Raw genomic sequence first — 19,123 nt, forward strand, 5'->3', positions numbered from 1 at the left:
TCAGGGCTGCGCGGGGGCGGACGGGTCCGGAACCTCCCAGACGAAACCGTCCGGGTCGGTGAACGCCTCGGGGGTACCGCCGAGGACGACGCGGTGGGAGCCCGTGCCGTCGGCCGGGACCCCGAGGTCCTTGGCCAGGGCGCGGCGCTTGTACAGCGCGAGCTTGACCGGGCCGGACCGGCCGGCGGCGAACTCGGCGTACTTGCCGCCGAAGCTCTTGGCCACGGTCAGGCCGTGTCCGACGTAGAACTGCCTGGTGGCCTTGACGTCTTCGACGCCGATCAGCAGGACGACCTCGTCGATCCGGCGGGTGTCGGGGCCAGTGTCCTTCTTAGCCGAAGTCGCGATCTTCCAGATCGTCCCGTCAGGGGCCTGCACGACGCCGCCGTAGCCCCAGAGGGACTTCGTGGCGGGCTTCAGCACCGTGGCGCCCGCGTCCACTGCGGCCTTGACGAAGCCGTCGACGGTGGCGGGGCCGGACACGGTGAGCCCCAGGGTGAAGCCGCGGAATCCGGTGGACGGCGCGGCGGACGCCCGCAGGCCTACGTACTGCTCGACGCCGAAGGCCGCGTAGAAGCGGCGGGCCGCCGCGAGGTCGGCCACTTCGAGGGTGACGGACGCCAGGGACGCGGGGGACGTGGGGACCGGGGTGTGCGTGGTGGTTGCCATGTCCCTCACGCTAGGCGCCGCGGGGCAGCCGTGGCTTCTCCATTCCTGACCGGTCTCACCGGTCGGCGTGGCGGGCACGTCACCGGTCGGAGATCCGGCCGCCTCAGCTTGTTCTTCATGGTCTGGCCTGGTCGCGTTCGAGGTGCTCTCTGGCCGCCCGTTTCGCCCACGTCACAGTGGGAGGCGGGCGGCTGGCACTTCGAGTCGAGGGGCCTGCCGTGGCCGGGCCGGTTGGGTTTCGGCGCACGGGCCGGCGCATCCACTTCGCGGCCTGGTGGTGGTCGCGGGCGGCATGGATCCGCTCCGGCTGCTGCTGTTCCTTCGCGTCCAGCGGCCCGGTGCGCTCCACTCACGACCAGCTCACTAGCCTGTGATGGTGACCGGAACCGAACGTGACGAGCTGATCGTGGCCGACAGCGCGGCGCTGCGCGCGTGGCTGATGGACAACCACACCGCCTCTCCCGGCGTGTGGCTCGCCCTGACCAGGAAGGGCGGCTCCGTCACCACGCTGACCTGGCAGCAGGCCGTCGACGAGGCACTGTGCTTCGGCTGGATCGACGGGCAGGCCCGCAAGCGCGATGAGGAGAGCTCTTGGAGGCGGTTCACCCCGCGCCGGCCCCGCAGCGTCTGGTCCCAACGCAACGTCGCCAACGTGGCCCGATTGGAGGCGGCCGGCCTGATGCTGCCCGCCGGCCGCGCCGCGGTGGACGCAGCGAAGGCCGACGGGCGGTGGACGGCCGCCTACGCGCCGCCGTCGGAAGCGGAGGTGCCGCCGGACCTGCGAGCCGCGATCGCCGCCGACCCAGCGGCGCAGGCGATGTTCGAGGTGCTCACCAAGGCCAACCGCTTCTCCCTCATCACCCGGGTCAATGCCGTCAAGCGGGCCGACACGCGCACCCGGAAGATCGCCGAGTTCGTGGCGATGCTGGCGCGGCACGAGACGATCCACCCTCAGCGAGCCCGGCCGACGGACCCGCCGACGTCGTGACCGGGCGTCCGGCGGAATCGCATCATGCTCGTCGAGAATGCTCAGCACGTGGGCTGAGCGCCCCATGCCGGCGTCAGCCGTATCGTTCGACGAGCGCGTTGCCGATCGAGACCAGTTGGTCTCGCACGGCCGGAGGGCCGATCACTTCGAGCCATTCGACCAGCCCGGCGAGTTCGCCGGCGATGGTGTACTCGTCGTAGCCGCGGATCACGACGTCGATACGTCCGTCGGTCGTAGTGCCTCCTATTTCGAGCCTGTCGCCGAACCCGATCCGGAGTATGCCGATGCCGTGGGGTGCGCAGACGGCCTGGACTTCGAAGGGCGTTCGTTTGCGTTCGATCTCGTCGGCGATCTCGCGCCAGCTTGCGGCGAGGTCGAAGTCCTCGGGCCGGTGCACAGGGTCGTCGGTCGGGTCAACGGACGACACGCGGTCGATCCGGAAGGTCCGCCGACCCGTCTCGGTGTGGCAGACGAGGTACCAGGCCGGGCCTTTGGCGACGATGCCCAGCGGGTGGACGGTTCGCTTCGTTTCGGCACCTTTGCCGTCGACGTAGCCGAGCTGTACCTGGACGCCGCGGATCACCGCGTCCTGGAGTCCGTCGAGGAACCGAGGCGCTCGGAGCTCAATCCGGTTCGATCCCCATCGTTGCGGGTCCATGACCAAGGATGACGCTGCTGCCTCGGCCTGGGCGCGGAAGGGTTCCGGCAGGGCCTGGACGAGTTTGCGCAGTGCGGCTTTCACGGCCGGCGTCGCAGCCGAGGCCGGTCCGGCGACCAGGAACAGGGCGCGGGCCTCGCTCGCGGTCAATCCCGACAGATCGGTGCGGGCGCCGCCCACCAGGCGCCAGCCGCCGCCCCGGCCTTGCGTGGAGTAGACGGGCACCCCGGCCATGGCCAGGGCGTCGAGGTCGCGGCGGGCGGTGCGCTCGGAGACCTCCAGCTCTCGGGCGACCTCTGCCGCTGTCACCTGCTCGCGCCGTTGCAGCATGAGGAGGATGGCCACCAGCCGGTCGGTTCGCACGCCACAAAACTCCCACATAAACCGGTCATGAGGTGACCGGTTTAGGGCGGCACGATGGCGACATGACCTCAACCGATTTCCCCAAGCCCACCCTCGTTCCGGTCAACGGGGTGGAACTCGAAGTCTTCGAAGCGGGCCAGGAGAACGCGGGAAGGCCCATCGTGCTGTGCCACGGCTGGCCGGACCACGCCTTCACCTGGCGCCACCAGATGCCCGCCCTCGCCGCAGCGGGCTACCACGTCATCGCACCCAACCAGCGGGGCTACGGCAACTCCTCCCGCCCGGCCGAAGTGACGGACTACGACATCGAACACCTGTCGGGTGACCTCGTCGCGCTCCTCGACCACTATGGATACGACGACGCCACCTTCGTCGGCCATGACTGGGGTGCGTTCGTCGTCTGGGGACTGACCCTGCTGCACCCCACCCGTGTCAACAAGGTGATCAACCTGAGCCTGCCCTACCAGGAGCGCGGTGAAAAGCCGTGGATCGAGTCCATGGAAGCCATGCTCGGCGGCGACTTCTACTTCGTCCACTTCAACCGGCGGCCGGGCGTCGCCGACGCCGTATTCGAAGACAACACCATCCAGTTCCTCCGCAACCTGTACCGGAAGAACCAGCCGCCGCCGGAGCCTCAGCCGGGTATGGCGCTGATCAATCTCGCCTACGCGCGGACAGCTCTCGGCGAGCCCATCATGAGCGACGGCGAACTGGCCGTCCTCGTCTCCGCCTTCGAGACATCCGGGTTCACCGGCGGCATCAACTGGTACCGGAACCTCGACCGAAACTGGCGCCTCCTGGCGGCCGTGGACCCGATCATCCACCAGCCCGCCCTCATGATCTACGGTGACCGCGACCCTGTCGCAAGATCCGAAAACCTGACAGAGTTCGTACCCCACGCAGAAGTGGTCAGCCTCGACTGCGGCCACTGGATCCAGCAGGAAAGGCCGGAAGAAACGAACCAGGCCATTCTCACGTGGCTGGACAAGCGGGATACCGCGGCGTAGGCGACGAAGACGCCGATCCACCCGTTCTCGGTCCGGCCCGGCTGTTCCGGAGTACTGGCGCTGAACCCCGGCCGAGGTGGTGCCCTTCTTGGCGTCACGCAGGTACCGGGTGACGGCCGTCCGGGTCAGGCCGCACCAGTAGCCGACCGGCTGGGTGGCCAGCATGTCATCGGTGGCGGCCGCGTTCGCCGGCACTTGGTCGGCGGTGGATCCAGCCAGTAATTCCATGATCACGACGCTACGTTCCTCCGGCGTGCCGAACCATCGGAATGCGACGTTCGCTGCAACTCTCCCCCGGTCGGCCGCTCCCGCTCGGCCGTACCGGTCGGAGCGTCGGCTCAGGCAGTCGGCTCAGGGAGTCGGCTGCGGGGCGGCCTTGAGGGACTGCCGGGCCAGCCGGAAGGCCGGGAGCATCTGCTCGTGCTCGGTGGAGTCCAGACCGCCCAGGTGGACGACGACCCCCTCGCCCGCCGGGGTGACGACAGCGAACGCGCTCTCCTGCTTCGGCTCGTCGAGGGCGGCCGTCTCATAGGCGACCTGCACCATGGGCAGTTCGCCGCCTCCCGCGCCCGTCTTCAGATCGGTGTAGACGGGGGACCCTCCGCTCGTCCGCTCCCCGGTCATGAACGCCTCGAGGACTCCGCGGGCGTCCCCGGCCGTGACGGGCTGATCGGCGACCCAGACCCGAAGGAATCCGATGTTCCCGCTGGCTTTGGCACTGATCTCGCAGGCGAGCGTCGTCCCGCCCTGCTCGAACAGTGACGCGAACTGCTCGTCCCCGGCGTGGGTGACGGCCTTCGGCTCCCAACCCGGGGCCAGGTCGAAGGAGACCGGCAGTCGGCACGGCGAACCGTCACCACCGACCTGACCGGCGGCCTTCACACCCGGGCTCGGGGCGGACACTGTCGGTTCGGTGTCCTGCCCGCTCGCTCCGGCCCGGGCTGCCTGCGCATCCGACGGCCCGCAGGCGGCGGCTCCCGCCACCAGGGCGCCCAACCCCAGCCCTGCCGCAACGAATCGCACCCGCTTGCGCCGCACCGTCCCTACTCCCCCTGCTCGGCATGCCGACGAAAAGAACGGTCAACTTAGCAGGTCCGGCAGGCGCGCCGTCGTCCCCCGTGCCGGTGCCGCGCGGGTGGCCGGTGCCCGCGCGGCACCGGCGCGGGCCGAGAGGGGGCGGTCCGCCCGTGCGTGCCGCCCCCAGGGGTCACTTGGTCTGGTAGACGCCGAAGACGTCGATCACCAGGTCGGCGTCCTCGTGGCCCTGGTTCCAGAAGTCGATGACGCCGTGTTCGCCGTCGCTCGCCTGCACCAGGTTCGGTACGGTCGCGCCTGCCGTCCAGTTGAGGGTGGAGGAGCCGGGGCGAGTCGCGGCCGACGGGGTAGGCTCCCCCGGTTCCGGCAGCGCGTAGGGGCTCGGCGCCACCGAGAGGAACCCGGTGCCCGCGGTCTCGGTGACCGTGGCGTTCAGTACGTAGGCCTCGACACCCGCCGCGGTCGCGGACTCGGGGGTGAACCCCTGGGAGATGTACTCCCGGGCCCGGAACCGGCCCCCGGGCCAGCCGTAGGCCTGCTGCCGGGTGTCGAGGGTCCGGAACGGGGTGAAGGGCAGGAAGGCGGCCTTGCTGTCCTTGCTGTAGTAGCCGACGACGTCGACCACCACGTGGGTGGGTGACCAGGCACCGTTGAAGACCTTGATCGTCCCGTCCGGTGCCACCGGCACGATGACGGCGTTGGCCACCGTCTGGCCCGGCACGAAGTTCACGTTCGACGCCGTCGGGGCCTGGCCGGTACCGGAGAAGGCGGTCAGGTGGCCGGGCCCCTGGGGCTCGGTCACCGTGACGTTCAGTGCCACGGCCGTGATGTTCTCGGGCACGCCCTGCAGGCCGCCGATCCGGGTCGTGAAGGCACTGCGGGCGGCGAGCATGCCCTTGGCCGTGCCGATGCCCTCGCGGGTGTCCACGAAGCGGGCCGGCGTCATCGAGGTGTAGCCGCTGTCCGAGGCCCGGGTGAAATAGCCGGTGACGTCGGCGATCAGGTCCACCGAGCTCCAGCCGCCGTTGAAGAGCTCCACGTATCCGTCGTCGCCGACCGGCACGATCACCAGGTTCGGGACGGAACTGCCCGCCGTGTAGTTCAGGTTCGAGGTGTCCGGGCGGTCGTAACCGGCTCCCGGCCACGCGGTCACGTAGCCGCTGTCGACGGTCTCGGTGACCGTGACGTTGAGGGCGACCGCGGTGACGCCTGCCGGAATGGAGGCGTTGCCGGCGATCTTCACCCGGGCCGTGCCCTGCCCGGGAACCTTGCCCGCGGCCGCGCCTGTGCCGTCGCGGGTGTCGAGGAGCCGGGTCGGGGTGTGCGGGGTGAAGTCGGAGCCGGGGGTGAGGAAGGCCCCGCCGTTGGTGGCCTGGACGGCGTTGGCGCCGTCGGTCACCGTCACTTTCACCTGATACTCGCCGGACTTGTCGTAGGTGTGCGAGTGGTGCAGTTCGGCGTTGCCCTGGGCGGTGGCCGTCTCGGTCTTGCCGTCGCCCCAGTCGATGACGACGTCCAGTGCGACGTCGGCGCTCGTGATCAGGGTGGTGAGTTCGATGCCGTGCGCGGTGTAGCTGGTGCCGCTGACGTCCACCGCGAGGGCGGGGTTGGCGCTCGCGTCGAGTGCGGCCTGCTCGGTCGAAGCGGCGGCGGTCTGCGGCGCGGCGGTCCTGGCGTTCGCCAAGGTGCTCCCCCCGGTTTTCGCACCGGTGGAGGCGGGCAGAGTGGTGCGGATCGTGCGGCCCGCGGGGCTGTGGAAACCCTGGGACGTGGATGCCTTGTCGATCGCGTCGGCCACGCCGGCCGCGACGGGTACGGGATCAGCCGCCTGAGCGGTGCCCGGGATGATGCCGAGACCTGCCGCCACGAAGGCAGCGGTCATTACGAGTCGGTGGTTGCGCACCGGCCCCCCAGTGGTGGTGATGAGCGAAGAGCGGCCAACGTATGGAAGGTTCCGGCCAAGGGTCACGGGGTTCCGGCACGATTCACTCCTTAGGGGTCGACGCTTTACCGGCTGTGCGGTTTGCGATCGACAGGAGGCGGTCCGGCCCGCAGTGTGGCGGACGGCCTGGGCGCCGACCGGCCGCTCCAGGGCCCGTCAGGGCGTCGGCGGGACGGTGTCAGGCCGCGGCCCAGCGCTCCGTGATCAAAGTGGCCTGTTCCCGCAGGGCCTCGATCAGTTCCCGGGCGGCCGCGGCCGAGGTGGAACGCAGCAGGGCGACGCTGATCTCACGGGCCGGCTCGGGGTGGGCCAGGGGCCGCACCACCAGGTCGGGCCGGGGGTGTCCCAGGGCGAGCCGCGGGACCAGGGCGACGCCCGTCCCGGCCGCGACGAGGCCCTGGACCACCGCGTAGTCGTCGGTACGCATCGCGTGCAGGGGCTCGAATCCCTCCTGGGCGCACGCCCAGGCGAGCACCCGGTCGCAGGGGTCGTGGGGGTCGGCCGCGCCGACCCACATGGTGTCTCGCAGCTCGCCGAGGGGTACCCGCTCCAGCGCTGCGCACGGGTGGTCCTCCGGCAGGACCAGGAAGAGCGGGTCGGCCAGCAACGGGTGCACCTCGAAGTCCTCGTCGAGATCGAGGCGGTCGCCGGGCTGCGAGAACACGAGGGCCGCATCCAGCTCGCGCGCCCTCAGCCCGCGCAGCAGGAGGGGGAGTTCGCCCTCGGTGAGCGAGACGTGCACCCCCTGGCGGTGGAGGCGCCTGACTGCCGGGGCGAGCAGCAGGGCTCCTGCAGTGGGGAAGGTACCGATGTGCAGTGTGCGCATGCCGCGCTCGGCCAGGCCGCGTACTTCCAGCTCGGCCCGGCGCAGCCGTTCGAGCACGGCCTCGGCGTGCGGCAACAGGGCTTCGCCGAGCTCGGTCAGGGTGGCTCCGCGGGGGCCGCGCCGGACGAGGCGGGCGTCGAAATGGGCTTCGAGGGCGGAGAGGTGGTGGGTGATCGTGGGCTGGCTGTAGTGCAGTGCGCGGCCTGCGGCGGCGAGCGAACCCTCCTGCGCGATGGAGCGCAGCACCTGGAGGTGCCTGACGTCGAGCATATAGACATCCTATGGAGGGGTAACGAAAAGTCCATCCTTCTTCGATGGGCCGGGGACTGTCACGCTCGCAGCGTGAACACGAGAACCACCGGTCGGCATGCCTCCTGCTCCCCCGTACCCGTCCCCGTAGTACCCCCGCCCTCCCGCGCCGGCGCCGCCGCCGGCCAGCTGAGTGCCCCGTACGCCGAGGCCCTGCTGCGCCATGCCGGGCAGGACTGCGGCTGAACGTTCCCGGGCACGCCGCGGCCCCCGACTCGGGCCTCGCCGGATTCCTCGGCCGGGCCATCACGGAACTGGACTTCCCCGCCGCTGCTCGACGGCATCGACCTGGGCCCGGACACGCCGCTGGACCGGGCCTTGGGGCTGGCTGCCGAAGCCTGGGGCGCGCGACGTACCTGGTTCCTGACGAACGGTGCTTCGCAGGGCAACCAGATCGCCTCGATGGTCGTCCCCGCCCTCGGGCGCACGCTCGTGGTACAGCGCAGCGTGCACTCCAGCGTGATCGACGGGCTGGTGCTGTCCGGCATGGACGCCGTCTTCGTCCAGCCGTCCGTCGACCCCGAGCAGGGCATCGCCCACGGTGTGACTGCCGCGGACGTGGCGGCGGCGCTGGAGCGGACACCGGACGCGGCCGCCGTGTACATCGTCTCGCCGAGCTACTTCGGGGCGGTCGCCGACGTACGGGCCATCGCGGACACCGCCCATGCCGCGGGCGTCCCGCTGATCGTCGACGAGGCGTGGGGATCGCACTTCGGCTTCCATCCCGCACTCCCCGCGCGTGCTCTCTCCCTGGGCGCGGACCTGGCAACCTCCAGTACGCACAAGCTGGCGGGGAGTCTGACGCAGTCGGCCATGCTCCATCTGGCGGAGGGGCCCTTCGCGGACCTGCTCGAACCCCTCGTGGACCGGGCGTTCCGGCTCGTGCAGTCCACGAGCGCGAGTGCCCTGCTGACGGCGTCGCTGGATCTCGCCCGGCGGAGTCTGGTCACCGGCGGCGCCGCGACGGACGGCTCCGTCACGGCCGCGGACGCGGTCCGGGGAGCCGTCCGTGCGCTGGGCCGGTTCACCGTGGTGAGCGACGGGTTCCACGCCTTCCGCGACATCGTCGGCGCAGATCCGCTGCGGATCGCGATCGACACCCGCGCCGGGGGCATCACGGGCCACGAGGCCCGGCGCCGGCTCTTCCGGGACCACCGGATCATGGTCGAGGTGGCGACCGGCGCAGCGGTCGTGGCCGTGATCGGTGCGGGATCCGCCCCCGACACCGACCGGTTCGTCGAGGCGCTGCACTCCCTGCCCGCCCCGCTCACCGGCCCGGCCGGCCACGGCGGCATGCCGCGGCTGCCGGAGCCCGGCGCCACCAGACTCACCGCCCGAGAGGCGTTCCTGAGCCCCGCCCGCGTCGTGACGGCGCAGGAGGCCGTCGGCCGGATCTCCGCGGACACGCTGGCCGCGTACCCGCCGGGCATCCCCAACGTCCTGCCGGGCGAGGTCATCACCGCCGGGGCCGTCCGGTTCCTGCAGCGGACCGCGGCCGCTCCGAACGGCCACGTACGTGGTGCGCTCGACCCGGGTGTGACGCGCCTGCGCGTGGTCGCCTGAGCGCCCGGTTGTCGTCGGCGCGACGGTCGCCCCGCCCCGTCCGGCGGGTTCCGCCGAAAAAGTCCGGGCCCTGATGTCGAGAAGGGGTTTCCTGCTCCGTCCCCGGTGTGAAGGCGGCCAGAATGGGTCGCACCAGCACCGAGGAGATGCACCATGGCGAAGTACCTGCTGCTCAAGCACTACCGGGGCGCTCCCGCCGCGGTCAACGGCGTCCCCATGGCCCAGTGGACGCCCCAGGAGATCTCTGACCACATGCAGTACATGCACGACTTCGCGGCGCGGCTCGAGAAGACGGGCGAGTTCGTCGACGGGCAGGCGCTGGCGCCCGAGGGGACGTGGGTGCGGTACGACGGCGAGGGCCGGCCGCCGGTCACCGACGGGCCGTTCGCCGAGACCAAGGATCTGATCGCCGGCTGGATGGTGATCGACGTCGACGGCTACGAGCGCGCCGTGGAGCTGGCCGGAGAGCTGTCGGCGGCTCCCGGGGCGGGCGGGAAGCCGATCCACGAGTGGCTCGAGGTGCGCCCGTTCCTGTCCGCGCCGCCCACCATCACGGAGTGACAGCGGGATGGACGAGGTCCTTCTGCGGAGCCTCACGCCCGGGGTGCTCGCCGTCCTCGTCCGCCGCGGAGCCGACTTCGCGGCGGCCGAGGACGCCGTGCAGGACGCGCTGGTCGAGGCGGTCCGCGTCTGGCCGGACGACCCGCCACGGGACGCCAGGGGCTGGCTGATCACCGTGGCATGGCGCCGGTTCCTCGACGTGAACCGGGCCGACGCCTCCCGGCGCCGACGGGAGGACCTCGTCGACCGGGAGCCGGAGCCCGGGCCGGCGCCCGCCGTGGACGACACGCTCCGACTGTACTTCCTGTGCGCGCACCCGTCGCTGACGCCGTCGTCCGCGGTCGCGCTCACCCTGCGTGCCGTCGGCGGGCTCACCACCCGCCAGATCGCCCGGGCCTACCTGGTGCCCGAGGCGACGATGGCGCAGCGGATCAGCCGTGCGAAGCGCACCGTGTCCGGCGTGCGGCTGGACCGGCCCGGAGATGTCGCCACCGTGCTGCGCGTGCTGTACCTGGTGTTCAACGAGGGGTACTCGGGTGACGTCGACCTCGCCGCCGAGGCCATCCGGCTCACCCGGCAGCTCGCGGCCGGGGTCGACCATCCCGAGGTGGCCGGACTGCTCGCGCTCATGCTGCTCCACCACGCGCGGCGGGCGGCCCGGACGGCGCCCGACGGCAGCCTGGTGCCGCTCGCCGAGCAGGACCGGGACCGGTGGGACACGCAGATGATCTCCGAGGGTGTCGCGGTGTTGCAGGGGGCGCTGGCGCGCGACCGGCTGGGCGAGTTCCAGGCCCAGGCCGCCATCGCGGCGCTCCATGCGGACGCGCCCGCCACCGAGGAGACGGACTGGCCGCAGATCGTCGGCTGGTACGACGAGCTCGTCCGCCTGACCGACAGCCCGGTCGTGCGCCTCAACCGTGCGGTGGCCGTGGGCGAGGCAGACGGGCCGCGGGCCGGCCTGGCGGCCCTCGCGGCGCTGGACACTTCGCTGCCCCGCCACACTGCGGTGGCGGCGTACCTCCACGAACGCGACGGCGACCCGGCGACGGCGGCCCGTTTGTACGCGGAGGCGGCGCTGAAGGCTCCGAACCTCGCCGAGCGCGACCACCTGACCCGCCAGGCCGCCCGGGTCAACGCACAGCTGGACGAAGGCCGATCCGGTTGAGGCGGGGCTGCCTCGCGCCGGGCGGCGATCAGGCGCGGTGCTCGGTGGTGGTGTCGCCCAGGAGGAGGCGCTTTTGCGGCTTGCCCATGGCGTTGCGCGGGACCGACTCGACGAAGCGGACTTCGCGGGGGCGTTTGTGGACGGACAGGTGGGCGGCGACGAAGTCGGTGAGCTCGGCTCCCGTCACCCCCTCCGCGACGACGAACGCGACGATCCGCTGTCCGAGGTCCGTGTCGGGGACCCCGACCACGGCCGCCTCACGGACCCGGGGATGGTCCAGGAGCGCGTTCTCGATCTCGCCCGCGCCGATCCGGTACCCGCCCGACTTGATCATGTCGGTCGAGGCACGGCCCACGATCCGGTGGACGCCGTCCTTCTCGTCGACAGCCGCGATGTCACCCGTACGGAACCAGCCGTCCTCGGTGTACGCGGCGGCGGTCGCCTCGGGCCGGCCCAGGTAGCCGGAGAACAGCGTGGGGCCGGTCAGCTGGAGTTCGCCGATCTCCGCGCCCTCCTCGGCCGCGATGCGGGTGGCGACGCCCGGCAGCGGCGTCCCGACCGTGCCCGGGTGGAGGCAGCCGCCGGCCCGGCCGCTCACGGTGATCAGCGTCTCGGTCATCCCGTACCGCTCGACGATGCGGTGTCCGCTCACCCGCTCGATGTCCCGGAAGACCGGCGCGGGCAGCGCCGCACTGCCCGACACCAGGAGCCGCGCCCCCGACAGGGCGGCGGCGGCCCGGGGCTCACGGGCCACCCGGGACCACACGGTCGGCACACCGAAATACAGGCTCCCGCCCGCGGCCGCGTACGCCTCCGGGGTCGGCCGGCCGGTGTGCACGAGGCGGCTGCCGGTGCGCAGGGCTCCGAGGACACCGAGGACGAGGCCGTGGACGTGGAACAGCGGGAGCCCGTGGACCAGGGTGTCCTCCGCGCTCCACTGCCAGGCCTCGGCGAGCGCGTCCAGGTCGGCGGTGATCGCCGCGCTGCTGAGGACCACGCCCTTGGGGGCTCCGGTGGTGCCCGAGGTGTAGAGGATCAGCGCGGGATCCTCCGGGGCGTGCACCCGGGCCGGTACGGGGGTCCTGTCCGAGCGGCGGGCGAAGTCGACCTCGACGGGGCGGGCCCCGGAGTCGCGCAGGATGTGGCCGCGCTCGGCCGGACCGGCGTCGGGCGGCAGCGGGACGCACGGTACTCCGGCGAGCAGCGCACCGACCACGGCGGCCACCGTTTCCAGGGAGGCCGTGGCGGTCACCGCGAAGGCGGGGACCCCCGATGCGGTGAGATCCGCCGCCACCTGCCGGGCGGCTCCCAGGAGTTCCTCGTAGGAGGCGGTTCGGCCGGCGACGGTGACGGCGTCCGCACGGTCCCCGTGGACACCGGTGAGGGCGGTCAGCATGGCAGGTGACTCCGTTCGGCGGTGACGTGGGGGGCGGGCGGTGGAGCGAGGGTCCGGTCTGTCAGCCTACGCGGCCCCCGGACCGGTCCCCCGCACCCTATGATCGGCGTGACCTGACCGTTCAAAGACCAGTTCCTGACCCGATACTCGATCCGGGGGAGCCTCACGTGGAGACGGCACGGCTGGCGACGATGATCGCCGCGACGATCACCGTCGGATGGATGAGCGGCCTCTTCTACGGGTTCTCCGTGGCCGTGATGCCGGGTCTGCGGGTCGCCGGCGACCGCACGTTCATCGAGAGCATGCAGCGCGTCAACGTGGCGATCCTCAACGGCTGGTTCTTGCTGGGCTACGTCGGTGCGCTCGTGTTCGTCGCGGCCGCAGTGGTCCTCCACGCCGTGGGCGGTGGCGGGCGGGACGCGCTGGTGCCGCTGGCCGGCGCGCTCGGCGCGTATCTCGCGGCAATGGCCGTGACGGCGAGGGTCAACATTCCGCTGAACAACGCCCTGGAACAGGCCGGCCGGGTCGACGGCATCGGCGACCCCGCGGCGGTCCGGCGGGCCTTCGAATCACCGTGGGTACGCGCCAACGCGTGGCGGTCCGTGCTGTGCACGATCGCCCTCGGCTGCCTCGCCTGGGCCCTGGTCCTCCACTGACGGAGGAGCTCGGGGCCGGCCGGGCCGACGGGCGTTCACCGGGTGGCGCGGCCGTGGAGGAGCAGGGCACGGGCGAGTGCGGCCAGCGCGGTGGTGCACAGAAGTGTGCGGATGATGTTGGTGGTCACCCAGGTCGTCCTGAACCGCTCGACGATCCCGAAGTCCTTCATCCCGGCGACGTCGCCCGCGCCGGCGAGCTCGTTGTTGAGGGGGATGTTCACGGCGAAGGTGATCAGCAGGACGACGAGGTAGGCCGCGGCGGCCGCACCCACCCAGAGCGCCACGGCCCGCCGCCCGCCGCGGAACTCCAGGACCGCCGACAGCACGGCGGCCACCAGCGCCAGCAGGAAAACGGTTCCGAAGAGCGGGTTGCCGTCGATCGCCTTGTTGAAGGCGCGCATCGCCACGACGTACGTCTGCTCGTCCCCGGCCGCGAGCCCGGGCATCACGGAGACGTCGAAGGCGAAGAACAGGCCTGCCATCAAGCCCACCAGGACGGCGGAGACGGTCAGCACGGCGGTGGCCGGCCGGGTGCCCTTCGCGGGCGGTCCCGTGGGAGTCGGCGGAGCCGGGGGTGCGGGCTGCGTGGGCTGTGCGGGCGGCACGAACGGCGACGGACCGGCAGGCATGCGGTGTACGTCCTCTCCCCAACGGTGGTGCGTTCCGGACACGAAGGGCCGATCCTGACAGCAAACGGCCTTCTTTACGAGGGGGTTGGGGCGAGGTGTGAGTGAATCTTGCGGGCAGGCGCGGTACATGACTGATGTGAGCATGACGGTAAGCGCGCGTATCGCGGACGCCCCGGTGTGGCCGCATGTGGCCGCGATGGCGGTGGCGATCCCGATCCTCGTCCACAGCATCGTCAGGGACCGCCGGTTGTCCTTCGGGCCGGCAGGGATCCGCCCCCGTGGACGCGCCGAGGCCTGTCCCGTCGTGATCGACGGGACAGGCCTCGGCGCGTCCACGGCGTGGTCTACCAGTAGTGGCGTCGGCCGCCGACCGCGTGTCCCAGCGACCCCAGGACCCACAGTGCCGCGCCCACCACGAGCAGGATGACCCCGAGGGTCCACAGGAAGGAGACCCCGGTCAGGAATCCGATGAGCAGGAGGATGAGCCCGACGGCAATCATGAGTACCTCATTCTCGCGTTGGAGTTGCGGCGGAACGATTGGATCCGCCGTGGCGCTTCAGACGCCGTCTGCCCGCGAAAGTCGTCCCTACCCGTGCCCGTTCCCGATGCCGCGCGACCGGTTGGGAGGCGTCCGGCGGGGCAGACGCAGGAGCGCGTACAGGGCGCACGAACACCGTCGAGAACGAAGGACACGAGATGAGCCGCATGGACCGGAAGACGTCCGAAGCCCCCTCCGAAGGCCCCGGGCCGACAGCCAGGAAACCGGACGCGACTCCCCGGGAGCCTGCACACGCACAACGCGGGCCCCGGCCGGACGAGCCCCGTCCCGGCCCGGCCGAGCCGCCTCCTGGCGAACGGGCGACGGTCGGCGAGCCGCCCGACTAGAGCGTGTTGCGAAGAAGGCGGGCGCGGCGCGGCAGGCGGGAATTTCGTACCACACCCCCGGGGCGAGAGCCGGACGGTCCACCGCGCGTTGCGGGGCGCTCCGGGCGGCCGCATGGTGGGCAGTGCATTCCCCCCTCACTCAAGGAGCACTTCGTCATGAGCAAGGCAAAGGGCAAGGCCAAGCAGATCAAGGGCAAGCTCAAGGAGACCGCGGGCGACGCGATCGACGACCGGCGCATGCAGGCCGAAGGCAGCGCCGAGCGGATGACCGGCAAGGCGGAGGAGATGGCCTCAGAGGCCGCGGACCGGGCCAAGAAGGGCATGCACAGGTCCTGACCTCACCGGTCGGCGCGCATGCGCACGAGTGACCGCGGAGGGGGTCGGGCCCGTCACCCCGACGGGCCCGACTCCCTCCTCGACCCCTCGGCGACACGGCCTGCCCACCAGGCTTCCGGCAGCCATGGACCACACGCCGCCCGAGCCGGTGACGGGGCGTCATCCCGGCCGGATCCGCGGGCGCCTCAACAGCCCCCGGTGCGGCCGCGGTCCGGTGGTGCGACACCCTCGTGGCTCGTGGCTCGTGGGCGTACGCTGTCGCGGACCGCGCGTTCCCCGGGGGCGACTCGTGCGGTTCGTTCGTCGCGGCGCGGCGTCCTGGGGCACGGGGCCGTCCACCTTCCGCGGGTGGCCCGTTCCGGTCCCTCGCCCCCACCACGACCACCCGCGGCGGCCCGTTTCCTCCTGTGGACCGGGACGGCCCCGGGCCATCTTCCTCCGGGAGTCATGCATGACACGCTCGCTCGACGGCCTCGTCTTCGTTCCCGTGGCAGACCAGGCGCCCGGCCAGGTCGGGCGCCTGACCCGGTTCGAATACCACGAACGCGACGGTCTCGTCTGGGCCGACTACCAGGGCGGAGACGTGGTCAAGGGGCACCTGATCGGCACCCGGGCGGGCGACACGGTCGACTTCCGCTACGTCCAACTCCGCCCGGACGGCACGACCGCGTCCGGGCGCTGCACCTCGCTCGTGACCGAACTCCCCGACGGCCGCCTGCGCATGCAGGAGAGCTGGTCCTGGGAATCCCAGGAGGGCAGCGGCACGAGCACCGTCGAGCAGCCGCTGGACTGACCCCCGTCGGTCCCCCGGGGCGCGTCGCCCACCGCCGGACGCCTTCGGTCCGCCGTGCGGGCAGGTCGCGCCGAAGGCGGCAACGGCCGGCTGTCCGTCCCGCGCCGCGAGCGTGCGGCATCGGCACGTCGCCCGGGTCGGGGGCGGACACCCGGATCCGGCAGGATGGCCCGGTGACCCTCGTGCCCGGAACCGGTGACCGTACAGCCCCCTCCGCCCCCGCCCGACTCGTACGGATCCGGCTGGCGGCGGCCGGATCCGCGGCGGTGACGGTCGGCGCGGGGCTCGGGCTGCGGGCCTTCGCGGCCGGAAGCGTGGCCAAGTACGGCGGGGACGCGCTGTACACCGTCCTGTTGCTGGCCCTCGTCGTGCTGGTCGCGCCCCGGTGGACGCCCCTGCGGGCCGCCGGCACGGCACTGGCGGTGAGCTGGGCCGTCGAGTTCCTCCAGCTCAGTTCCGTGCCGGCGGAGCTGTCCCGTGAGAGTGCCGCCGCCCGTATGGTCCTCGGTTCCACCTTCAACGCTCCGGATCTGTTCTGGTATGCGGTCGGCGCGGCGGGCGGCTGGCTGCTGCTGCACACGGCGAGCGGCCGGCGCCGCCGCGTCACGGCCGGGGCCCCGCCGGCCGGTGAGACTCCTCACAGCTGACGGGCCGCCCCGGGGTCCGGCAGGTCCCGTTCTGGCACGTCGTACCGGGTGTGGATGCGGCGGATCGGCCCAGAAGGGCTCCCGGATGGATGACCTAGCCTGGATCCGCAACGCGATTTCGGGGGGCCGAACGCAAAGGAAGAGCGCCTCCATGGGCATCACGAGCAGTTCCGCCCGCCGCGTCCGGCGGGCGGGATCCGCAGCCGCCGCGACCGTCCTCGGCATCCTGGCCGTATCCGCCGCCCCGGCCCTCGCCGCCGCGGACGGCTCGGCGGACCAGCCCGCGGCCGGCCCCGCGAGGGAGGCCGCGCGCGGCTCTGCCGGGAAGCCCGCCTCCGCCCCCGAGAAGCCGGCCGCCAAGGATTCCGCCGGTTCCGCGTCGACGGCCGGCAAGCCGGGGCCCGCCCGAAGCGCCTCGGGGATACCTCTGGCGATCTCCCGGCTGGCCCAGGGCCCGGGACGGGATGTCGCGATCACCATCGACGACGGCCCCGACCCCCGCTGGACCCCCCAGGTCCTGGAGGTCCTGCGGAAGAACCACGTCAAGGCCACCTTCTGCATGATCGGGACCAAGGCTCAGAAGTATCCGGAGCTTGTGCGCTCGGTCGCCGCCGAGGGGCACCGCCTGTGTAACCACTCCGTCGACCACGACGTAACCATGGACCACAAGCCGGTCGCCTACCAGAAGCAGCAGATCCTCGAGGGCAAGGCCATGATCGAGAAGGCCGCTCCCGGGGTCCCGGTCGGCTACTACCGGGCACCGGGCGGCGCGTTCACCCCCGACAGCCGGGCGATCGCCGCGGCGAGCGGGATGCGGCCGCTGGGCTGGAGCGTGGACCCCAAGGACTGGAGCCGTCCGGGCCTGCCCGCGATCATCTCCGCGGTCGAGAGCGATCTCCCGCAGCAGCCGACCGTCTTGTTCCACGACGGGGGCGGCGACCGCAGCGAAACAGTCGCCGCGCTGGGGCAGTACCTGCCCTGGCTCACCGCGCAGGGCTACCACTTCACCTTCCCCGCGCGCACCACCCCGTAGCCAGTCGACCGGCGGGCGGTGGCAGGCGGGGATACGGCCGCGGCATCGGCGCGCCGCCGATCCGCGGGATCCTAGCCGGGGCGTCCGGGGCCCGGACTGGCCCGGGCGATCAGGAGGGCCACATCGTCGTGGACTCCCGGATGGCGCATGGTGTCCAGCAGCAGGTCGCAGGTCTCGTCCAGCGGGCGGCCGGGGTCGTCGAGGGCTTCGAGGAGAACGTCCAGGCGCTTGTCGATCGGGTCGTCGCGGGTCTCGACGAGGCCGTCGGTGTAGAGGACCAGCTGGTCGCCCGCCCCGACCGGGACACTCACGGTGCGGAAGGCGACCCCCACACCGCCGAGCGGGGCACCGGTGGGCAGGTCGAGGAGCTCACGCGTACCGTCCTGGCGCAGCAGGACCGGTGGCAGGTGCCCGGCCAGGGCGAGGTGGCACTGCGCCGCGCAGGGATCGTAGACGGCGTAGACGCAGGTCGCGATGGTTTCCAGGCCCTCGGTGACGTGGTCGAGGTGGTGCAGGACCTGTGCGGGGTCGAGGTCGAGATCGGCCAGTGTCCGGGTGGCGGTGCGCAGCTGGCCCATGCTGGCCGCGGCCCCGACTCCGCTGCCCATCACGTCGCCGACGACGAGGGCGGTCTTGTCGCCGCTCAGCGGGATCACGTCGAACCAGTCGCCGCCGATCTCCATGGTGGCCTGGGCGGGACGGTAGCGGGTGGCGACTTCCAGGCCCGGCCGCCGCGGCGGGGTGCGCGGCAGCAGGCTGCGCTGGAGAGTGAGCGCGGTGTGGCGTTGTTCTTCGACGGCCCGGTGCCGCTCGGTGACGTCCACGCTGGCGGTCGCCACCCCCAGCACGGTCCCGTTGGGTGCTTCGAGCCGGTAGAACGAGATCGACCAGGCGTGGTCGTGGTCCGGGTCCGCCGGGGTCCGGCCGACGGTGTACTGGTCCACGATGGGAACACCAGTGGCCAGGACCTCGCGCATCGCGGCCTCGAAGGACGGGTCCACGGCCGGCAGCACCTCGTGGACGTGCCGGCCGATGTGCTCCGCGGCGGGCACCCCGTTGAGGGCTTCCTCCGCCGGGTTGACCGAGACGTAGCGAAGGTCGGTGTCGAGGACGCCGAGCCCGACCGGCGACTGGTCGACGAGGCGGGCGGACAGCGCCAGGTCTCGTTCGACCTGCCGGACCGTCGCCTGGTCGGCGGCCAGGCCCAGGGCGTAGTACTCCTGCTGGGAGTCCAGCAGCCGCATGTTGCGGAATTCGACCATGCGCGTGCTGCCGTCCTTGTGCCGGACGGGGAAGACGCCGACCCAGCTGACCCCGTCCCGCATGACCTCGGCGAACATGTCCAGGACGACCGGAAGGTGCTCCTCGTGGAGCAGCAGGCGGCCCGCGTACTCCCCGAGCGCCTCGTCGGCGGTGTAGCCGAACAGTTCCTCCGCCTGCGGGCTCCAGAGATCGATCCGGCCGTCGGCATCCAGCAGCACGGCGGCCACGCGTAGCACATCGAGCAGGCCGCCCGGTCCGGACTCGGCGGGCCGCCCCCCGTCGGGATCGCCGTGCGAGGGCTCGATCGCTCCCATCTGCGAGCCCTCCTTCCGGCCGCCGCGGACTGCCGCCCTACCCTCCCAGCCCTCTCATCGTCCCTCTCCGCGCGACACGCGTAC

The 19,123-nt window shown here is 72.0% G+C and carries 20 protein-coding genes; 11 read left to right on the forward strand and 9 right to left on the reverse strand.

All coding sequences use genetic code 11. The features are described 5' to 3' along the window. Complete coding sequence (locus R4Z63_RS00425) at positions 1 to 669, reverse strand: glyoxalase (protein ID WP_384454844.1); 669 nt, start codon at positions 667 to 669, stop codon at positions 1 to 3. A gap of 373 nt (positions 670 to 1,042) precedes the next feature. Between R4Z63_RS00425 and R4Z63_RS00430 the strand changes: the two genes are divergently transcribed. Then, positions 1,043 to 1,657, forward strand: a complete 615-nt coding sequence (locus R4Z63_RS00430; RefSeq protein WP_384454847.1) for a YdeI/OmpD-associated family protein — start codon at positions 1,043 to 1,045, stop codon at positions 1,655 to 1,657. 73 nt (positions 1,658 to 1,730) lie between these two features. On the opposite strand, the gene R4Z63_RS00435 is transcribed toward R4Z63_RS00430, so the two are convergent. Further along, positions 1,731 to 2,678 carry a helix-turn-helix transcriptional regulator gene (locus tag R4Z63_RS00435; protein ID WP_037922616.1) on the reverse strand — a complete coding sequence of 316 codons (948 nt, stop codon included), beginning with the start codon at positions 2,676 to 2,678 and terminating at the stop codon, positions 1,731 to 1,733. Positions 2,679 to 2,740: 62 nt separating this feature from the next. On the opposite strand from R4Z63_RS00435, the gene R4Z63_RS00440 reads away from it, so the two are divergent. Next, a complete protein-coding gene (locus tag R4Z63_RS00440) occupies positions 2,741 to 3,685 on the forward strand; it encodes an alpha/beta fold hydrolase (RefSeq protein ID WP_384454850.1) in 945 nt (314 codons plus the stop codon). A 351-nt stretch (positions 3,686 to 4,036) separates the two neighbouring features. Here the strand turns inward: R4Z63_RS00440 and R4Z63_RS00445 are convergent, their stop codons facing one another. The 3 genes from R4Z63_RS00445 to R4Z63_RS00455 all read right to left on the reverse strand — a co-directional run bounded on the left by R4Z63_RS00445 (position 4,037) and on the right by R4Z63_RS00455 (position 7,758). Continuing rightward, positions 4,037 to 4,723: a lipoprotein gene (locus R4Z63_RS00445; RefSeq protein ID WP_384454853.1), complete on the reverse strand. Its 687-nt coding sequence runs from the start codon at positions 4,721 to 4,723 to the stop codon at positions 4,037 to 4,039. Between the two features lie 169 nt (positions 4,724 to 4,892). Beyond that, the gene (locus R4Z63_RS00450; protein WP_384454856.1) at positions 4,893 to 6,602 is read right to left on the reverse strand and encodes a PKD domain-containing protein; all 1,710 of its coding nucleotides are present in this window, start codon (positions 6,600 to 6,602) and stop codon (positions 4,893 to 4,895) included. Positions 6,603 to 6,840: 238 nt separating this feature from the next. Further along, positions 6,841 to 7,758 carry a LysR family transcriptional regulator gene (locus R4Z63_RS00455; protein ID WP_384454858.1) on the reverse strand — a complete coding sequence of 306 codons (918 nt, stop codon included), beginning with the start codon at positions 7,756 to 7,758 and terminating at the stop codon, positions 6,841 to 6,843. A gap of 72 nt (positions 7,759 to 7,830) precedes the next feature. On the opposite strand from R4Z63_RS00455, the gene R4Z63_RS00460 reads away from it, so the two are divergent. The 4 genes from R4Z63_RS00460 to R4Z63_RS00475 all read left to right on the forward strand — a co-directional run bounded on the left by R4Z63_RS00460 (position 7,831) and on the right by R4Z63_RS00475 (position 11,086). After that, positions 7,831 to 7,983 carry a hypothetical protein gene (locus R4Z63_RS00460; protein WP_491522504.1) on the forward strand — a complete coding sequence of 51 codons (153 nt, stop codon included), beginning with the start codon at positions 7,831 to 7,833 and terminating at the stop codon, positions 7,981 to 7,983. 132 nt (positions 7,984 to 8,115) lie between these two features. Next, positions 8,116 to 9,360 carry an aminotransferase class I/II-fold pyridoxal phosphate-dependent enzyme gene (locus R4Z63_RS00465; protein ID WP_491522505.1) on the forward strand — a complete coding sequence of 415 codons (1,245 nt, stop codon included), beginning with the start codon at positions 8,116 to 8,118 and terminating at the stop codon, positions 9,358 to 9,360. Between the two features lie 153 nt (positions 9,361 to 9,513). After that, the gene (locus R4Z63_RS00470; RefSeq protein ID WP_037922605.1) at positions 9,514 to 9,921 is read left to right on the forward strand and encodes a YciI family protein; all 408 of its coding nucleotides are present in this window, start codon (positions 9,514 to 9,516) and stop codon (positions 9,919 to 9,921) included. 7 nt (positions 9,922 to 9,928) lie between these two features. Then, a complete protein-coding gene (locus R4Z63_RS00475; RefSeq protein WP_037922603.1) occupies positions 9,929 to 11,086 on the forward strand; it encodes an RNA polymerase sigma factor in 1,158 nt (385 codons plus the stop codon). A 28-nt stretch (positions 11,087 to 11,114) separates the two neighbouring features. Here R4Z63_RS00475 and R4Z63_RS00480 read toward each other — a convergent pair whose 3' ends face one another. Then, complete coding sequence (locus R4Z63_RS00480) at positions 11,115 to 12,482, reverse strand: acyl-CoA synthetase (RefSeq protein ID WP_384454864.1); 1,368 nt, start codon at positions 12,480 to 12,482, stop codon at positions 11,115 to 11,117. 167 nt (positions 12,483 to 12,649) lie between these two features. Between R4Z63_RS00480 and R4Z63_RS00485 the strand changes: the two genes are divergently transcribed. Then, complete coding sequence (locus R4Z63_RS00485; protein WP_384454867.1) at positions 12,650 to 13,138, forward strand: anthrone oxygenase family protein; 489 nt, start codon at positions 12,650 to 12,652, stop codon at positions 13,136 to 13,138. A gap of 35 nt (positions 13,139 to 13,173) precedes the next feature. On the opposite strand, the gene R4Z63_RS00490 is transcribed toward R4Z63_RS00485, so the two are convergent. Continuing rightward, on the reverse strand, positions 13,174 to 13,767 hold the full coding sequence (locus tag R4Z63_RS00490) for an anthrone oxygenase family protein (protein ID WP_384454870.1): 594 nt from the start codon (positions 13,765 to 13,767) through the stop codon (positions 13,174 to 13,176). A 344-nt stretch (positions 13,768 to 14,111) separates the two neighbouring features. Then, positions 14,112 to 14,267, reverse strand: a complete 156-nt coding sequence (locus R4Z63_RS00495; RefSeq protein ID WP_172671337.1) for a DUF6131 family protein — start codon at positions 14,265 to 14,267, stop codon at positions 14,112 to 14,114. A gap of 542 nt (positions 14,268 to 14,809) precedes the next feature. Between R4Z63_RS00495 and R4Z63_RS00500 the strand changes: the two genes are divergently transcribed. From R4Z63_RS00500 to R4Z63_RS00515, 4 genes are all read left to right on the forward strand, one after another. Then, complete coding sequence (locus tag R4Z63_RS00500; RefSeq protein WP_384453966.1) at positions 14,810 to 14,989, forward strand: CsbD family protein; 180 nt, start codon at positions 14,810 to 14,812, stop codon at positions 14,987 to 14,989. 451 nt (positions 14,990 to 15,440) lie between these two features. Further along, positions 15,441 to 15,782, forward strand: coding sequence for an avidin-fold protein (locus R4Z63_RS00505; RefSeq protein ID WP_037922594.1), 342 nt, complete (start codon positions 15,441 to 15,443; stop codon positions 15,780 to 15,782). Between the two features lie 182 nt (positions 15,783 to 15,964). Then, the gene (locus tag R4Z63_RS00510; RefSeq protein ID WP_384453978.1) at positions 15,965 to 16,429 is read left to right on the forward strand and encodes a ribosomal maturation YjgA family protein; all 465 of its coding nucleotides are present in this window, start codon (positions 15,965 to 15,967) and stop codon (positions 16,427 to 16,429) included. 151 nt (positions 16,430 to 16,580) lie between these two features. After that, positions 16,581 to 17,462: a polysaccharide deacetylase family protein gene (locus tag R4Z63_RS00515; protein WP_384453962.1), complete on the forward strand. Its 882-nt coding sequence runs from the start codon at positions 16,581 to 16,583 to the stop codon at positions 17,460 to 17,462. Between the two features lie 71 nt (positions 17,463 to 17,533). On the opposite strand, the gene R4Z63_RS00520 is transcribed toward R4Z63_RS00515, so the two are convergent. After that, the gene (locus tag R4Z63_RS00520; RefSeq protein WP_384453959.1) at positions 17,534 to 19,039 is read right to left on the reverse strand and encodes a SpoIIE family protein phosphatase; all 1,506 of its coding nucleotides are present in this window, start codon (positions 19,037 to 19,039) and stop codon (positions 17,534 to 17,536) included. Between the last annotated feature and the right edge of the window lie 84 nt (positions 19,040 to 19,123).

It is taken from the genome of Streptomyces sp. PL-29, from assembly GCF_058344425.1.

What these genes read in the sequence shown, in the direction of transcription:
- R4Z63_RS00495 (WP_172671337.1), bottom strand. Translation starts at nt 14,267, where the DNA reads ATGATTGCCGTCGGGCTCATCCTCCTGCTCATCGGATTCCTGACCGGG.
- R4Z63_RS00470 (WP_037922605.1), top strand. Translation starts at nt 9,514, where the DNA reads ATGGCGAAGTACCTGCTGCTCAAGCACTACCGGGGCGCTCCCGCCGCG.
- R4Z63_RS00475 (WP_037922603.1), top strand. Translation starts at nt 9,929, where the DNA reads ATGGACGAGGTCCTTCTGCGGAGCCTCACGCCCGGGGTGCTCGCCGTC.
- R4Z63_RS00505 (WP_037922594.1), top strand. Translation starts at nt 15,441, where the DNA reads ATGACACGCTCGCTCGACGGCCTCGTCTTCGTTCCCGTGGCAGACCAG.
- R4Z63_RS00450 (WP_384454856.1), bottom strand. Translation starts at nt 6,602, where the DNA reads ATGACCGCTGCCTTCGTGGCGGCAGGTCTCGGCATCATCCCGGGCACC.
- R4Z63_RS00455 (WP_384454858.1), bottom strand. Translation starts at nt 7,758, where the DNA reads ATGCTCGACGTCAGGCACCTCCAGGTGCTGCGCTCCATCGCGCAGGAG.
- R4Z63_RS00515 (WP_384453962.1), top strand. Translation starts at nt 16,581, where the DNA reads ATGGGCATCACGAGCAGTTCCGCCCGCCGCGTCCGGCGGGCGGGATCC.
- R4Z63_RS00480 (WP_384454864.1), bottom strand. Translation starts at nt 12,482, where the DNA reads ATGCTGACCGCCCTCACCGGTGTCCACGGGGACCGTGCGGACGCCGTC.
- R4Z63_RS00490 (WP_384454870.1), bottom strand. Translation starts at nt 13,767, where the DNA reads ATGCCTGCCGGTCCGTCGCCGTTCGTGCCGCCCGCACAGCCCACGCAG.
- R4Z63_RS00520 (WP_384453959.1), bottom strand. Translation starts at nt 19,039, where the DNA reads ATGGGAGCGATCGAGCCCTCGCACGGCGATCCCGACGGGGGGCGGCCC.
- R4Z63_RS00440 (WP_384454850.1), top strand. Translation starts at nt 2,741, where the DNA reads ATGACCTCAACCGATTTCCCCAAGCCCACCCTCGTTCCGGTCAACGGG.
- R4Z63_RS00500 (WP_384453966.1), top strand. Translation starts at nt 14,810, where the DNA reads ATGAGCAAGGCAAAGGGCAAGGCCAAGCAGATCAAGGGCAAGCTCAAG.
- R4Z63_RS00430 (WP_384454847.1), top strand. Translation starts at nt 1,043, where the DNA reads ATGGTGACCGGAACCGAACGTGACGAGCTGATCGTGGCCGACAGCGCG.
- R4Z63_RS00425 (WP_384454844.1), bottom strand. Translation starts at nt 669, where the DNA reads ATGGCAACCACCACGCACACCCCGGTCCCCACGTCCCCCGCGTCCCTG.